Here is a 16,210-nt window from a genome sequence, read left to right as displayed (position 1 = left end):
ATGTACAGGTCATGGACGCTCAGTTGACAAGTCTTCATATTGCTGGTTTGATCGACATGAGAACCTAAAGGCTCTGAGTCACAATTCCGTTATTGTTCATGCCACAAAAAATCTTGCTCATTGGAAATTCCGACGGCATTGGCGCTGCCGTCACTCGTGCACTGCTTGCGCGTGGGGATCAGGTTGTGGGAATTTCTCGCAGCGCGAGTCCACTCGGAGACACAGGGCCTCGTCATGAAATACTCGATGTCACGTCGCCTGAATATCCAAACCTCTTGCAACGAGTCCTGACAGAAGAGGGTCCGTTCGATGTGTGTATTTATTGTGCCGCCATTGGATCAGAACTCACACTTCCTGATCTGTCGAGAGAAGCGCAGGTTATTGAGGTAAACTTCACGGCCATGGTGCGAACGTTCTCTGCGCTCATTCCCGTATGGATCAGTAGAAGCAACGGACACTTCATCGGGCTTTCCAGTTTGGCCGATGACTTTTATAATCAAGCTGCCCCATCCTATACTGCATCAAAAGCAGGTTTTAGCAACTATTTAGTCGCTATGGCCTTAAAACTTCAAGAGCACGGCATCAGTGTGACCAACATTCGTTTCGGGTATGTTGATACGAAGCTCCCTGGAAACGCTCGCAAACCATTGATGATGTCAACGGAACAAGCGGCAGCTCATATCTTACACTGCATGAATACACGGCCCATTCAGCTCAGCGTACCCAAATTGGCCGGGGCGATTCTTCAAAGCTTGCGTTGGATGCAATCGCTACGCGTGTGGATTACATGAGTGAGTCCTCTTCCTTTGCAAGGAGGGGGATAGGAGAGGAACGATTCAATACTTGGGTACATGGAAAAATGCTAAAAGTGCATGTGTCTATAGCGAAACCAAATAACTTCCAACCGAATGTACATCATGTACACAGCTAACTCCGCGCGGGATAACGTTAACGTAGAGGAAAGTTATGCCCGCCTGGATGCCCTTCATAGAATTGACGGTTCAATAACGAAGGGTCAATCAGAATTCAGTAGGTCGATATTTATAGCAAAACCAAATAACATTCCAGCCGAATGTACATCATATACACAGCGCAAAAACACACGTCGTACGGACGGAGTATATTGGAACGGCTATAGACGCATCAATTTCTGAAGTACAACGATTCTAACCTAAAAGGAGATTGCTCAAATGGCAGACGCCGAACTGATCAAGAATCTCGGTCCATTAGGACCACTTGCGGGAACGTGGGAAGGAGATCAAGGCCTCGACACCGCTCCGTCAAAAACACAAGGCCAAAAGGAAACACCGTTTCGAGAACACATGGTCTTTGAACCCTTTGGGCCAGTGGTAAACGGGACACAAACACTCTATGCCTTGAGATATCGAACAACGGTCTGGCCAGTGGGTGAGACAAACCCGTTTCATGAAGAAGTCGGCTATTGGTTGTGGGATGCCGAAGCGAAACAGGTGTTACGCTGTTTTATTGTCCCGCGAGGTATAGCCGTTAATGCCGGAGGAACGGCTGAGTCAAACGCAACATCATTCACGATGACGGCAGAGGTGGGATCGGAAACGTACGGTGTCCTCTCAAATCGCTATCTTGATATACATGCCAAAACAGTACGGTACGAATTAAGCATTACCATTCTTAGCGAAAGTCGCTTTAGTTACCAAGAAGACACGCAACTACAGATTCAAGGGCAATCAGCTATTTTTCATCACACGGATACCAATACGCTCACGCGAAGCATCTAAATTTCCCCTCAGGACAATCACCTACACGATAGACACACATTCCTCCTTCGTGCGTTTCCTCAATTCCTTGACTTTTGCTTTGCCCTCGCCTCCACTTGCTGGAGGCGAGGGTCATGATCAGTCATCATGAAAGGTGACGAAACGCTTGACGCCTTATTGTAATTCGATAAATTCTTTTATCTCAAAATCATAGGTCCACACAGTACCAGCCTCAATAGAGTAGACCCAGCCATGAAGTCGAAGCATATTCTTTTTCAACTTCGTGGCGACTGAAGGATGGGTTCGAAGATGATCAAGTTGAACAACCACATTTTCTTTAATGGTCGCTTCAAACAGTTCATCTCCCGATAGATGTTGGAAGTGATCGGTCATGATTCGTTGAGTCGTCTCAGCCTGCTGCAACCACACTTTTACCGCCGGGAGCGTTTCAAGATTTTTAGGGTGTAATAGGGCTTTCATTGCGCCGCAATCCGTATGGCCACAGACGATCACATCTTGGATATTCAACACAGAAAGGGCATATTCCACGGTCGCCGTACTTCCGCCAATCGCCGCGCCATAGGTCGGAATGAGATTTCCCGCCGTTCGCAAAATAAATAAATCCCCAGGTTGGGTTTGCGTGAGCAACGTGGGGTCAACTCGTGAATCAGAGCAGGTGATAAACAACGCTCTCGGCTCTTGCTGCCGAGACAATGTTTGAAATAATTCTTGTTTTTCCTGAAACACCTGGCGCTGAAAAATACGCAACCCATCTAAGAGTTTCTGCATGATTATCTCCAAAGTCTATCAAGGGAATGTTGAAAAAAGCCGCCAGCGGCGTTCTCGCCCTTTTGCCGTGCTCACGTAATGCCAGTACGCTGCGCGCGCCAAAAGGGCTGCGACCTTGCTGGACGGACTTTTTTGACCATTCCCTCCCATCCAGGATGCGAGTCTACAGACGGCAATTTATGAGCGATCGAAATGAAATGTTCAACAGTCCCATCAATGGAACATGGCCAATACGAAGAACCTGCGCGACCGTCCAGTCGTATTTCTTCCTATGCCGCCCCCGAACAGACTCACACAATCACGAGCGTTGCCCCAAGCGGGACCGTCTCAAAAATATAACGAAGATCGTCATCATTCAGTTGGATACACCCATGCGTGACATTGAATCCGAGCAGATAGGTATAGAGTGCGCCATGGATAAAATACCCGTCACCAAAGCCTAACGCATAGTCGCCCAAGGCATTGGGCAATAAACGGGCATCAGGATCTTCAGGAACGACAGCCCCCTTCTCGATAAATGCCCAATCAGGTCGAATCCACACCGGCTTTTCCAGTTTACTCTGAATGGTAAAATTTCCCTTGGGCGTCTCAAACTTCCATGTCCGCGAAGGATTGTGCGGATCATGCAACACCTTCCCGCTTCCCGTGGCCGCAAGTGCAGTGTGAATGACCACACTTCCTCTCTTGACCATCAACAGATTTTTCGAAAGGTCTAGTAAAAGAGAGATGTCTTCAGACGTTTCCGTTGTAGGAGAAACTGGCGGCGCATAGCCTCTTGTACCGGAGCGTTGTGCCTCAGAAGCATGACTCAACGATTTGGACTGTATCGATAATACTGACGTCTGCCCATCAGACTTTACTTTGTAAGCAGTTTGTTGCCCAGGCGTTCCTTCCCCCACCTTCACGCCATCGCTTGAAGTATTGAGAGGGCCCGCAAAGACCAGCGAGAGAGTTAACGAACTCATGAATGCCAGCGCGGTCACCATGCGCCAATCGGTACGATCAATCCAACGTAACACTCGATACATGGGTGCTTACCCGTTCACGGTTGGGTAAAAATCATGCATGGCCAACCTGCTCACCTCACAGTCTTTCACCTTCAGCCTTGTTAATCGCTTGAAGAATTTGATCTCGCACACGAGAGGCAACAGTGCTTGCCTCTTCAGCTTTCTCTCGAACACTCGCATAATCTTGAGGCGCGATCTCTTTGGGAATTTCAGCCAAAGCGGACTCGGCAGTGCGGAGATCAATTTCCATAATCTGCAAGACCAGCTCAACATCCTTTCCTTCCGGCGCTCTCGCCAACAAGTCGCTGGCTTCCCTCACCAATTGACGTGCTTCGGTAATCGCACCGACAACCGCCTCTTTTTCATCCCCCATATTTTCCGTGACCATTTCAGTCTGGAGGCTGGCCTGAACTTGCCCTTTATTCTTGGCCTCTATGGCTGCCACTTTGGCCTGAGCTAAGAGTTCCTCGGCATTAGAGTAGTCCCGAAACATTCCAAACTGATCATCTTGCGTCTGCAGCTCATTCATGGCCTGTTGAAACAAAGCCTCCGCTTGACCAAATAGGTGGGGAGCCGTCTCTGGAGCACCAGCTTGCCGAGCATCTTCGAGTGCTTGGCGGGCATCGGAAAGTGCCCCCTTCGGTGAGTCCTCGCATCCCAATAACAGAAAAAGTGAGACGAATATGATGCCGATGTACACAAAGGAATGATGTTTCATGGTCACGGTCCTCCATTCGGTCGTATCGCTATAGCTGTTTCAGTTATGCCGAATCTACAGGTAGCCCCATTGAATGCCGATCGACCCTTCGTTCGTGAACCGTCAATCGCCTGTAGGTCATTCAGACGGGCATAACCTTCCTTATGTTCACATTGTACCGCGCTGGGCTATAGCAAAACCAAATAACTTCCAGCCGAATTTCCATCATGTACACAGCGCAAAAATCACACGTCGTACAGACGGAAGTATATTGGAACGGCTATAGTTGCATTTTCCTGTTTGGAACGTATTTGGATTCGCTATAGCCATACATTCATGAATGTATAAATTCCATCTAACAAAGAATATCACGCAAAAACTATGCTGAGCCGCAATTCCTTCAAAACATTAGGGATAGCGTAGGGTCTTCAGATGAATTTGGCAAGCCCGATGTAGGGATTCGAAGACAGTAGACTCATGATAGATGAATGATGAATCTTATGGTTCTAGAGTCGTGAATGTGAATGGCACTTACAAATTACCGATTGCCTGTTCGGGAAACGTAGAAAGTGAACGGAGTGAACACCGGAAGATATGTGTAAAGCTGCTAATCGTTCAGCACTGCCAGAAGGATAGCAACGCGTTGGGGAGGCTCTTACTTTACTGTAGGTGCAACAACAATGGAAACAGAAGAAGGCAGAAAACTTCATTACGGAGAAACAAAGGCGCGCGAAGTTCGGATACATTCACTGAGAGCCCCTCACAGACTCTCAAATAACAATCTCAGGTTGAGGTGCTCAACAGGGCTTCAATGCTTGGATATTGGAGAAGATAGTCTTCCTGGCTTCGCCGAATGACTTCATAGGCTTCTTCTCGCCCATAGACCTCGGCAATCTCACAATGGCGGTGAGTCGAACCAGGAATGTCTTTGTAGGTGAGAAAATAATGCTTGAGCCGCTCGATCAATGCTGATGGACACTGGTCAATTTCATGCCAATCCTCATACACCACATCGCCTTTCATGACGGCAATAATCTTATCATCAGCTTCATCCCCATCAATCATACGCAACCCGCCAATTGGCCTGGCCTCGAGGAGCACATCCCCATGCGTAATGGTTTTTTCCGCAATGACACAGATATCAAGTGGATCACCATCTCCCACCACACCAGGACGTCCAGTCCGACTGGCACACAATGCGCCGACCTGGGTTCCACAGCATGTACGTGGAATAAGTCCGTAGAGCGATGGACAAATATTTGAAAAACGTTGAGGGCGATCAACTTTCAAATGTCCCGTCTGTTTATCCAATTCATATTTCAACGTGTCACTGGGTACGATTTCAATATAGGCGGTAATGACCCTCGGAGCCTCAGACCCAATAGGCACTCCATGCCAAGGATGTGACTTACATACTCGACTCACCAACTCCCAAATCGACTCTAATTCCGGTACACTCATGGTTCTTCTCCCGCAATGTGAATAGTCTTGTTCACTTATCTCACGATATGCGTCGTTCTGCAGATTTGATCGGCACACGCACTACATCTGTATGTCGGGATATTCGCTAGAAATCTCAACGCCAAAATGCAGAGAATGCTGAACACAGATACACACAATGAAAATATCGGAAAAACAGGGTGGTGAGAGGCGGCTTTAAAAAAGGCGAGAGATATGGACTGAACAACGTGCTAACACGATGCACAGTGCTCGTTATTCATCGCTGACGTGCATGGCAGCAAGGTGACGCACTCCGTTATCCAGAAAGGACATGAGACTATTGAGATTACCTGGAAATGCTCAAACACTCACTCCAATATGAACTCAAGACCAGACACCAGGGCTTGCTCCACATACGGTAACAAACGTCTATCGTATCGGCCAATTCAGTGAATACGTACCTATTCAAGAGCTTTGGTCACGGTCTTGAAATAGGCCAATAAATCACGAACGGAAATGACCCCTACAATTTTTTCATCTTCTGTCACGGCCAGATGCCGAATGTGGCGGTCCGCCATCAGATCACGTGCATATTGAGGCGAAAGCGTTCTGTTGACGGTAATAATCGGACTGGACATCAGGGCCTGGACCGTCAGTTGAGACATATCACGTTGCTCGGCGACACCTCGAACAATATCAGTCTCCGTGATGATGCCTGAATACTCCTGACCCTTTTGAACAAGAAGCGATCCAATGCGCTGTTGCTGCATGAAATTTGCGGCTTCGTGAATGCTGGCATCCTCTGAGATCCTACTCACATCTTTTGTCATGAGTTGCCCGACAGTCGACATAGCGTACCCTCCCTTTACTCGCGAGATGCCGTCAAGACATCCCTGCTCCTACATTATGCTCTCTACACCCAAAATGCACCAACTTTCTCGACATAGGCATTCGATCATTGCTTACATGGGAAACTTAAAAATATGAGGTTCTTCTTTATTGAGTAATACACACGCCACTATTCTAATTGACTTCTCTCAACATATCATCTACAAACTTTTCATCTTTTATATGAATATTTATTCATGTAACAATTTCCTTATGACGGATACTACACGCCAATGAAAAATCACACTCCCACATGCGCCGATAAACTCAAAGCCCTTGCTGACACCACTCGTTTAGCAGTGCTTGAATCATTAATGGATCAGCCAAAACTTGTCAGTGAACTGCTACAGACTTTAGACATCGAACAAAGCCTTCTGTCACATCACTTGGCTCACTTACGAGAAGTCGGACTGGTTGAATCCACTCGAAATGGGAAAACCGTACAGTATCAACTGGCACCTGATGTTGCCATGTCGACAACAGCCAACGCTCTTGACCTGGGATGCTGCCAACTCTCGTTCCCGATCCAACACAAGAAACACCCACAACGATGAGATCATTCCTCCCACAATCACTGACCATCGCACTCCTCTTTCTGACACTTTCCGCCTGTCAGGACTCCCCTGCCACGTCTGCTGACAATTTCAAACTGGTCATTACCGGCTCAAGCACCATCGCCCCGCTTGTTGCAGAAATCGGAAAGCGCTTTGAAGCTCAACGCCCAGGCTCACGCATCGACGTGCAAACGGGGGGCTCCTCTCGAGGAATCGCCGATATTCGTCAAGGATTGGCAGACATCGGCATGGCGTCTCGTGCATTACGTCCCAGCGAGCAACAATTGCATGGAATCATTTTGGCGCATGATGGCATTGGAATGATTGTCCACCAATCTAACCCCCTCTCATCTCTTGATTCCAACAACATCATCAACATTTATACCGGCAAAGTGAAAAACTGGAAAGATGTGGGTGGCATCAACGCACCAATCACGGTCATCAATAAAGCAGAAGGACGAGCCACGCTCGCGCTCTTTCTGCAGCATTTCCATCTCACGAGTCCGCAAATCAAAGCCCATGTCGTGATAGGCGATAACGAGCAGGGCATCAAAACAGTTGCAGGAAACCCCAACGCCATTGCCTACGTATCCATCGGCACCGCGGAATACGATGCAGCCCATGAGGTTCCGATTAAACTCCTGTCTTTGGACTCAATTCCCGCATCTCTTGACGAAGTGCAATCAGGCCGGTTTCCGCTTTCCCGCCCATTAACCCTTGTCACACACACGGCTCCAGTTGGGAAGGTCAAAACATTTATTGATTTTGCAACCTCAGAGAATATGCATGATTTGGTCAAACGCCATTATTTCGTCCCCCGCCAAGGGTGACCGCATCCTCTTTCACATTCTCAGGAGCTTTGCGGGAATAGCGGGCATTCTTGTCCTGGGAATTCTGACTTTTCTCGTCATTGAATCCCTTCCAGCACTCCAACAGATCGGTATCGCCGCGTTTGTCACTGATGCGTCGTGGCATCCGACAGAAGGAGCCTACAATCTTCTCCCCATGTTCATTGGGACGATGTTCGCCACAATCGGAGCTGTCGTCCTTGCGACTCCACTTGGAGTACTCTCTGCACTGTTTTGTCACTACTATGCCCCTCAAGCTATTGCATCGGGCTATCGAGCCTTTATCGAATTACTGGCAGGCATTCCCTCTGTCGTCTATGGACTCTGGGGGCTTGTGGTCCTCGTTCCACTTATTGCCAGCCTTCAACCACCTGGGCCGAGCCTTTTGGCCGGCATTCTGATCCTGACAATCATGATATTTCCTACGGTGACATTGGTGAGCCTCTCGGCATTACACCAAGTGCCGAAAGAATATATCCAAGGCGCGACGGCATTAGGCTGTACACGTTGGAGTATGATTCGTCAGATTATTCTTCCCAATACATGGTCGGGAATTCTCACGGGCGTCACCCTGCAAACCGGTCGAGCCATTGGAGAAACCATGGCCATTTTGATGGTCTGCGGAAACGTCGTACAATACCCCTCAAGCGTGTTTGACCCGATCCGAACCTTAACGGCCAATATCGCGTTAGAAATGGCCTATGCCACCGACGCACATCGTGCCTCACTCTTTTTAACCGGCCTCTTTCTCTTGACCATCGTGATGGTATTGCTCATGTCCACCCAACGAGCTCGATCAAACCAGGCATATGGATAAACACAGCCCATTCACACACGATATGCTGTCAACCACAATAATATGGACCGTTGCGGGAGTGATTGGCTGTGTGTTTCTCTGGTTGTTCGGAGATCTCATGTGGCAGGGAATCCCGCACCTTTCCTGGGAATTCCTTTCCGAACCTCCCGCCAATGCCGGACGCTCAGGAGGGATCACGAGCATCCTTGTTTCGACTGGACTTATTCTCGTGGTATGTATGGTCGTCGCACTCCCGATCGGGCTTGGTACGGCTATATTTCTGACTGAATATACAGTCGAAACTCACCCGCTGGCCAAGTTCACAGGACGAAGCTTGGACGTGCTAGCAAGTGTTCCCTCTATTGCGTTCGGACTCTTTGGAAATGCGTTCTTCTGTCAAGTACTCGGACTGGGCTTTTCCATTCTCTCTGGAGGCCTGACCTTAGCGTGCATGGTCCTCCCAATTTTAGTCCGAACTACCGAACAAGGCTTTCGTGCACTTCCGTATGAGTATCGCGCATCTGCTGCGGCATTAGGCCTGAGCAAACGGGCAACACTCGTTCATCTTCTTTTGCCTGCCGCGATGCCGGCCATCATCGTTGGCTTTGTCCTTGGACTTGGACGAGCCATTGCCGAAACGGCTGCACTCATCTTTACCAGTGGTTACGTCAGCCGAATGCCAGAATCGCTCTTCGATTCCGGACGCGCATTGTCGATTCATATTTACGATCTCTCGATGAATGTTCCCGGGGGAGATCAAGCCGCGTATGCAACGGCTCTTGTGTTAATCGTCTGCGTATTGACCCTCAATCGTCTTTCCCTTTGGATTGCCAAACATTGGACGCACACAAGGATGATGAACACATGAGTTCGACCCGTAAATCTCCAACACCACACACTGAACCATCACATTCCACACGAAACATTGCCCCCTGTTGCGATCCCGACCCCCTTATCCAAACCAGAAATCTTTCCCTCTCCTACGGCAATCACCAGGCCATAAGAAATATTTCTCTCACGATTCATCGTGGCTGTTTAACGGCCATCGTCGGCCCCTCTGGAAGTGGAAAATCAAGCTTTTTACAATGTCTGAACCGACTGACGGACCTACTCCCAGAATGCACGGTCTCAGGGCAGGCAACGATCGAAAACCTCGACATTCTGTCTCCAACGATCGATGTGCTTCAACTTCGTCGTCGAATTGGCATGATTTTCCAAAAACCCAACCCCTTCCCCATGTCGATTCAAAAAAACCTAGAGTTTCCCCTCAAAGAACATGGCGTGACCGCAAAGCATCTCATTCAAGAGCGTGCTCAACAGGCACTCATGGATGTAGGGCTCTGGAATGAAGTGAAAGATCGAATGGACACATCGGCTTTACGACTCTCCGGAGGACAACAACAACGGCTGTGCATGGCACGTGCGCTCGTCCTGTCTCCCGATGTCTTGCTCATGGATGAACCCTGCAGTGCGCTCGACCCACTCTCGAGTGGGACGGTGGAAGATCTCATCTTCAGTTTGCGTGGCCAGTACACCATCATTATCGTGACGCATAATCTCGCACAAGCGTATCGCATTGCCGATTATGTCGGAATGTTCTGGAATCAAACACAGGCTGGAGAATTGATCGAGTTTGGTCCAACTCATGCGATTTTTGAACACCCGCAACAAAATCTTACAGCCGCATACATCAACGGCATCCGCTGGTAACTCCCCTCGTTCAGACACATCATCATCTTCGACTTCTTCACAATTTACGGCACTTTGACCCTTCCTTAACACGAACGTAACAGGCCTCATTTATCCTCACGTCCAAGATCACAGAACAATTCTCAGCATTTGAAATTTGAAAATTTTTATATCATCACTAACTTGGAGGTTTGAATGATTCTGAGCAGAATGAAAATTCTCATACCCATGCTCTTACTGGCTTTTGGAGGTGCGGCTCCATTGCCGACAATGGCTGGGGATACACTGGCCGAGGTCCTACGAGAAAAAGGCACTATTTCAAAAGAAGATTATATTCGGATTCAGGCCAATGAAGAGAAGAAAGCCGAAGAGATGGCCAAACAGAAAGACGACTCCTCTGTGATCGTTGGCTGGGATAAGAAAGGGTTCACATTTTCAACAGTAGACGGATTGTTTAAAACCGCCATTCAATGGAGATTCCAAGGCCGGTTTACCTACCCGGAACGGGGAGACCCGGACAGCGTTGGAGATTTTTCGGACAATGAGGAAAGCACCTTTGAACTCCGGCGAGTTCGTATGAAAGTCGGTGGACATGGATATCGCCCCTGGCTCAAATACTACTTCGAAGTCGATTGGCAGCCAACTCGATCGGCTGGCGACGATCCAGTTGACTCCTCTACACGAGTAATAGACTGGCGGATTATGCTTGAAAAATATCAATGGATGCAGTTGCAAATCGGTCAATGGAAAATCAACTACAACCGCGAACGGGTAGACTCATCCGGAAAACAACAGTTTGTCGAACGATCAATCGTCAACAGCGTGTTCACGATTGACCGTCAAGTCGGTGTCATGCTCCATGGACATTTGGCTCCTGGGACATTGTTTGACTCACGATACTACGCAGGTGTGTTCACCGGTTCTGGAAGAGGTGAGGCTAACGACGATGACCAAATGATGTATTTTGGCCGTTTTCAATGGAATTTTTTGGGGAGAGACCTCAAATGGGAACAAAGTGATACACAGTATCATCAAAGACCAGCAGGAAGTCTTGCATTTGCTGGATACACGACTACAGGAAAATGTACACGATGGTCGTCGAGTGGTTGTGGATCATTGGGGACAAATAATTCCCTTGGTCTGGGTTTTACGAGCGACGGAAACGCCGCTGACGGACAGTTTCGTGTCGAAGGATTAGTGGAAGAATTTGCTTTTAAATGGGCAGGGCTATCCATTCAACATGAATATCACTGGAAGCAAGTCAAAGATTCGGGTGGCGGAATCGGTGGGATTGGAAACTCAAAAACCAATTTGATGGGTAGTTACGCGCAAATTGGGTACTTTCCACATTACATCATCCCGGTTATTCCGAAACCATTGGAATTCGCGTTCCGCTATGCCTTTGTCGATCCCAACGTGTCGGTCAAGGATGACAAACTTCAAGAATTCACGTTCGCGACGAACTGGTTCTTCGCAGGGCATCGCAACAAGATCACCATGGATGTTTCTCACCTTACGTTAGCGCAACCGGTCGGAAACGACTTGACTGAGCAACGTGTTCGCTTGCAATGGGATGTCTCGTTTTAAAAAGGCATGTCCCATACACAACGCACTTCTCCGTGTGCCTCTCAGACCGTCTCTCTTCGCATCAAGAGAGACGGTCTTTTTTTGAGCAATACCACGCACTATTCCGATAACGCTAAATACTTCACCGCTGCATGCCAGGGTTTCCCCTTGAGGGTATCGACCCAATTATTTTCCTTTAACGGCAACATGAATTCTGCAGGCTCAAAAACCAAGCGGCCGGGTTCTGGGGCCATGGGTTCTAAGGGGCTTAATCGCTGCGGCGGCTCATATTGATCGTTATCCTTCCAAATTGCCGTTTTGACTCCGTGATTACTCAGAATTATGTACAGAGCATCTTCCCTGACAAATACGCCACCAGACGTTGTGGCTTCCTGTAAGTCGGAAATTTCTGCTGTTTCAAAAAACGTCACGACTTCTTCAGGAGTCGCTTGCTCAAGGCCTCTCACAAACAATGGCGCAAAAAACTTGATCTCGCTGTCACTAAACGCTTTACGTCGTGTACCTGACTTTGAAAATGGGGTATAGCCAACCTCTACATAGAGACCTGTTAACACCCTGGTCATTTGCTCAACAGAAATCGACGCCGGATGAGAATAGCCACCTCCGGTATCTTCAAGCGATTTCGTCTGCAATCGTACGACACGCTCAGGGCTATCATAAATGGTCACGGTAAAAAACTCAGAGGTCGCACAACCCACGACAGAAAGAGACAAAACCAGGACAAAAACTATCGCAATCTTTCGACTCATAAAACTCCTTTACATATTGGGTTTCGCATCACAATACATATGAACAAACTCTTTTTCTTGAAAAATGCCAAGTCACATATCGCGACATGGCTACTATAGAAAACATCGAGGCAGTAGGGCAAAAAATCTTGAAATTTCCGTAACTATTTTACAGAAAAGACATATGCTTGTGTCCTAACGGTAACAATGGTGCGGTATTCTTGAGACAAGTACAAGCAGTAGAAAGCAGTGTATCACACATCTTTAATCAGGAAAGGATAACACCATGGTACACATTCATGAAGTCATGAAACGAGACTTGATCACGGTAGACGACCGAAAATCTGTGTCGGTCGTAGCTAATCTGATGCGCATTCAACGTGTGGGCAGTGTGTTTGTTGAACGAGATGGCGAGATCATCGGCATCGTCACGGAAGCGGATATTGTCAGAAAAGTAGTCTCGCTCCATCGTTTTGCCGAATACACACCGGTCAAACGCATTATGAGCTCCCCGGTAATTTGCATTGATGAAGACAGTCCAATTTTTGAAGCTGCTGACTTGATGGAACGCTCACACATCAGACACTTGGGTGTTGCCAATCAGTATGATGGCATTATTGGAATCGTCTCTGTTCGAGATTTATTACACCCTGTGGCAATCGACGAATTCTAGTCATTGCCCAACAATCAACACACAAGGAGAACACGTACATTATGGCATTTCTTCATTCAGGCGTTGCGGCATTAGGACGATCATTTGCGATTGATATGACGCAATTTTGGGTACAAGGCATTAAAGTGATATTGAGTTTAGTGATCTTGACGATTCTGACCGCTCTCGCTGGTGGGGCACTGATGACCTTCATCGGCTTAGAGTTATTATTTACGCAACCACTGGAAGTCGTGTTACGACAAGTCATCGTCAACACGCTCACGTTGTTAGCCATCGTAGAAGTCTTGAAGACTACTTTGACATACTTTTCAGAAGGTCGAGTCAAGGTGACGTTTATCGTTGATACCATCCTTGTCGTCATGCTCACCGAAGTCATTTCGCAGTGGTTTAAGGAAGCCCACCCCGCTCAATGGGCGATTCTCGGAGGCATCATCGTGACCTTAGCGCTCACTCGTGTTGTGGCGGTACAATGGTCTCCAGCCAAAACTGAGGATCGCTCTGAACCGCAAGGTGCGATCTGAGCCCATTTCATGTCTACAACCTCACTTCCCTCCCTGACTGGCTAAAGGGTTATCTATCATCTTTCTCTCCCATTTATCCCAATATTGGGGACCACTATAGGTTGGGATGACTATTCAACCGCTTGAGTAATTCAGCGAGAGTAGATTATTCAGAAGACGATTTGGCCTCGCAAGGTATAAATGTTGACAGCTTCGTTTACGCCTGGCCCGACGATGCTGCTCGGACCGGTCTCTGCATGGATATAATTGACGCGGAACATAACATTCGGGTTTACATACCAGTTAAGGGCTGCGGTGAAGTTGTTCTCTACTCCGCCTAAAATCCCCTTATCGGTGAGGTCAATGTTGCTATAGCGGGCGGCAATCTCCCAAGCCCCCCAGCCGTCTTGACCGACAATACTCTTGGGGAAAATGCGGTCATAGTGGCCTTCTGTGCCCTTGTAATTGCGGGATTCCCCGGTCAAAAAATACCCCGCCTGGACATACCAGCCGTCAAAATGAGGGTCAGGTAATCCATTTCTACGGCCCAATTTGACATGGAGGTACTCTCCCTGGGCATGGAATGGACCCCAAACGGTGGAAAGCTCTCCACTGAGCAATAAGGCGTCCTCGGTCCCGGAAATCACGCCGGTATTGACCAGGCCTGGCGCGATGTGCTCCTCGGGATGGGATGTGAAAACCAGCTCTGGGTCATGCTCATAATTGCGGTAATAGGCCGAAGCCCCTAAATGCAGGACATGGTTTGCTTCGGCGATGGGCGCAAAAGTGACCCGGCCCATGGGCGCCCAGCTTTCGTTAAAGGGGCCCCCATGATCGGCGCCTTCGCCAAACAAACCGACAAGAGCCGTCCAGTGACTTCCATGGGTGCTCACCTTTAGACCAAAGCGGCGGCGGCCGATAGCATCATCTTCAATAAAACTGTTCATTAGTGCCCGCTCTTGAAAGACCTGCCAATTGTTGCTGGTCCATGACTGAAGGGTAAAGGGCAATTTTTGCTGACCCAGCGTAAAGCTGACTGATTTAAGCCCCTTGAATTTAATAAAGGCGTCCTTTATCTCCATCTCTTCTTCTCCAAAGTCTGGCTGGAACTGATAGTCCCAGATCCTCCACATAGTACCTTTAAGCTTGATCCGCGCACGGCGGAGTTCTGCCCCACTCCCCAGCGGAGTTTCATCATCGTCAACAAAACCAGCATCGATTTGAAGGCGGCCGCCCACACTAAAGGCAAATGCGCCGTCAGCAGACTCCACTGACAGTGCTTTGTCGGAACCGGTTTTAACTTTCATGGAATCCTGAGGAGGTTTTCTCACTTTTTTCTTGGATTGTTCTTGCTCGGTGATTTTGTTTGCCTCATCCCCAAGTGTGACTTGCTTGGAGGATTCCTTCTTTTCATCGACCCTAACGGTAGTGCTTAGTGCCTCAAATTCAGCTTGGCTGATAGTGCCCCGATCTCGTAATACCTTGAGTAGTTCTAGCAAGGTCTCGGTGCCCGCATAAGCAGGGGTACCGAATAAGCTTGCACAACCCAGAATAACGACATAAAGATAAATAAGGAGCGGTCTGGTTTGAGATTTCAAAATTCTGTCTTCTCTGTAAAAAGTGGTTGTGGAGATTTTTGGCAAGTGTACTGACTACTCCCTGAGGCCACGCTGAAAAGAAATTTAAGCCTGACTTAAGGTTGGTCGTGATAGGGCCTTGCAAACAGAAAGAAAAACGGCTTCTCCTATCGCCGGTGAGAACTGAAGTGGTCTAATACAAGTGGACACTCGATTAGGTGAGAGACGACAACCCAAGCGAGTTGAGAGATGGGACATACACGGCGGAGTTTTACGACAAAGTAGAAGCGAGACGCGGTGGTACTTGTGCGACGCCAAGGGTATTCCGTACCTCAAGCGTGTCAAGCGCTCAACATCGCCGATACGGCCTTGCGACGCTGGCTGGCTCAAGTTGAGGTCGAAGTTGCTGGGACAACGCCAACCGGAAAGGCGCTGACTCCGGAGCAGCAACGAATCCAAGCGCTGGAAGCCCAGGTCAAGCGTCTAGAGATGGAGAAAGCTATTAAAAAAAAACGAGTCGATCTGATTGCATTTCATGTCTACAACCTCAATTCCCTCCCTGACTGATTAAAGACTCCCACCGTTTCGTTCTCATCTTTCTCTCCCATTTGTCCGAATAGCGGACAAGTCCCTCTTTCCTCGCCCTTTCATACTGTGTCCCTCGACATTTCCTCATTCCGATTCTGGAATAGTTGTGGTAC

At 48.3% G+C, this 16,210-nt stretch carries 18 protein-coding genes; 11 read left to right on the top strand and 7 right to left on the bottom strand.

From position 1 onward, the window contains the following. Positions 1-98: 98 nt before the first annotated feature. On the top strand, positions 99-791 hold the full coding sequence (locus ACWHX8_RS05775; protein ID WP_447971009.1) for an SDR family NAD(P)-dependent oxidoreductase: 693 nt from the start codon (positions 99-101) through the stop codon (positions 789-791). 399 nt (positions 792-1,190) lie between these two features. Beyond that, the gene (locus tag ACWHX8_RS05770; RefSeq protein WP_447971008.1) at positions 1,191-1,757 is read left to right on the top strand and encodes a heme-binding beta-barrel domain-containing protein; all 567 of its coding nucleotides are present in this window, start codon (positions 1,191-1,193) and stop codon (positions 1,755-1,757) included. A gap of 153 nt (positions 1,758-1,910) precedes the next feature. Here the strand turns inward: ACWHX8_RS05770 and ACWHX8_RS05765 are convergent, their stop codons facing one another. The 5 genes from ACWHX8_RS05765 to ACWHX8_RS05745 all read right to left on the bottom strand — a co-directional run bounded on the left by ACWHX8_RS05765 (position 1,911) and on the right by ACWHX8_RS05745 (position 6,520). After that, on the bottom strand, positions 1,911-2,525 hold the full coding sequence (locus ACWHX8_RS05765; RefSeq protein WP_447971007.1) for a carbonic anhydrase: 615 nt from the start codon (positions 2,523-2,525) through the stop codon (positions 1,911-1,913). A 290-nt stretch (positions 2,526-2,815) separates the two neighbouring features. After that, on the bottom strand, positions 2,816-3,553 hold the full coding sequence (locus ACWHX8_RS05760; protein ID WP_447971006.1) for a L,D-transpeptidase: 738 nt from the start codon (positions 3,551-3,553) through the stop codon (positions 2,816-2,818). 55 nt (positions 3,554-3,608) lie between these two features. Next, positions 3,609-4,250 (bottom strand): hypothetical protein, encoded by a 642-nt coding sequence (locus ACWHX8_RS05755; protein WP_447971005.1) that lies wholly within the window; start codon positions 4,248-4,250, stop codon positions 3,609-3,611. Between the two features lie 762 nt (positions 4,251-5,012). Continuing rightward, positions 5,013-5,690: an inorganic pyrophosphatase gene (locus ACWHX8_RS05750; protein ID WP_447971004.1), complete on the bottom strand. Its 678-nt coding sequence runs from the start codon at positions 5,688-5,690 to the stop codon at positions 5,013-5,015. 440 nt (positions 5,691-6,130) lie between these two features. After that, positions 6,131-6,520 carry a CBS domain-containing protein gene (locus ACWHX8_RS05745; RefSeq protein ID WP_447971003.1) on the bottom strand — a complete coding sequence of 130 codons (390 nt, stop codon included), beginning with the start codon at positions 6,518-6,520 and terminating at the stop codon, positions 6,131-6,133. A 270-nt stretch (positions 6,521-6,790) separates the two neighbouring features. Between ACWHX8_RS05745 and ACWHX8_RS05740 the strand changes: the two genes are divergently transcribed. From ACWHX8_RS05740 to ACWHX8_RS05715, 6 genes are all read left to right on the top strand, one after another. Continuing rightward, positions 6,791-7,111: an ArsR/SmtB family transcription factor gene (locus tag ACWHX8_RS05740; RefSeq protein WP_447971002.1), complete on the top strand. Its 321-nt coding sequence runs from the start codon at positions 6,791-6,793 to the stop codon at positions 7,109-7,111. After that, on the top strand, positions 7,108-7,941 hold the full coding sequence (locus tag ACWHX8_RS05735) for a phosphate ABC transporter substrate-binding protein (protein WP_447971001.1): 834 nt from the start codon (positions 7,108-7,110) through the stop codon (positions 7,939-7,941). The genes ACWHX8_RS05740 and ACWHX8_RS05735 overlap by 4 nt, the downstream gene beginning before the upstream one ends. Then, positions 7,898-8,776, top strand: a complete 879-nt coding sequence (gene pstC, locus ACWHX8_RS05730; protein ID WP_447971000.1) for a phosphate ABC transporter permease subunit PstC — start codon at positions 7,898-7,900, stop codon at positions 8,774-8,776. Before ACWHX8_RS05735 ends, pstC begins: the two co-directional genes overlap by 44 nt. Continuing rightward, a complete protein-coding gene (gene pstA / locus ACWHX8_RS05725) occupies positions 8,769-9,623 on the top strand; it encodes a phosphate ABC transporter permease PstA (RefSeq protein WP_447970999.1) in 855 nt (284 codons plus the stop codon). Before pstC ends, pstA begins: the two co-directional genes overlap by 8 nt. Next, positions 9,620-10,465: a phosphate ABC transporter ATP-binding protein gene (locus ACWHX8_RS05720; RefSeq protein WP_447970998.1), complete on the top strand. Its 846-nt coding sequence runs from the start codon at positions 9,620-9,622 to the stop codon at positions 10,463-10,465. Before pstA ends, ACWHX8_RS05720 begins: the two co-directional genes overlap by 4 nt. A gap of 189 nt (positions 10,466-10,654) precedes the next feature. Beyond that, complete coding sequence (locus ACWHX8_RS05715) at positions 10,655-12,031, top strand: porin (protein WP_447970997.1); 1,377 nt, start codon at positions 10,655-10,657, stop codon at positions 12,029-12,031. A gap of 98 nt (positions 12,032-12,129) precedes the next feature. On the opposite strand, the gene ACWHX8_RS05710 is transcribed toward ACWHX8_RS05715, so the two are convergent. Next, positions 12,130-12,780 carry a hypothetical protein gene (locus ACWHX8_RS05710; protein WP_447970996.1) on the bottom strand — a complete coding sequence of 217 codons (651 nt, stop codon included), beginning with the start codon at positions 12,778-12,780 and terminating at the stop codon, positions 12,130-12,132. 265 nt (positions 12,781-13,045) lie between these two features. On the opposite strand from ACWHX8_RS05710, the gene ACWHX8_RS05705 reads away from it, so the two are divergent. After that, positions 13,046-13,432, top strand: a complete 387-nt coding sequence (locus tag ACWHX8_RS05705; protein WP_447970995.1) for a CBS domain-containing protein — start codon at positions 13,046-13,048, stop codon at positions 13,430-13,432. A gap of 41 nt (positions 13,433-13,473) precedes the next feature. Further along, on the top strand, positions 13,474-13,953 hold the full coding sequence (locus ACWHX8_RS05700) for a phosphate-starvation-inducible PsiE family protein (RefSeq protein WP_447970994.1): 480 nt from the start codon (positions 13,474-13,476) through the stop codon (positions 13,951-13,953). A gap of 149 nt (positions 13,954-14,102) precedes the next feature. On the opposite strand, the gene ACWHX8_RS05695 is transcribed toward ACWHX8_RS05700, so the two are convergent. Next, positions 14,103-15,575, bottom strand: coding sequence for a porin (locus ACWHX8_RS05695; protein WP_447970993.1), 1,473 nt, complete (start codon positions 15,573-15,575; stop codon positions 14,103-14,105). Between the two features lie 231 nt (positions 15,576-15,806). Between ACWHX8_RS05695 and ACWHX8_RS05690 the strand changes: the two genes are divergently transcribed. Further along, positions 15,807-16,076 (top strand): transposase, encoded by a 270-nt coding sequence (locus tag ACWHX8_RS05690; protein ID WP_447970992.1) that lies wholly within the window; start codon positions 15,807-15,809, stop codon positions 16,074-16,076. Positions 16,077-16,210 lie beyond the last annotated feature (134 nt).

Source organism: Nitrospira sp. M1, assembly GCF_965152605.1.
Note: the sequence above shows the minus strand (reverse complement) of the source record. Positions and strands in the feature narration are given on the sequence as shown.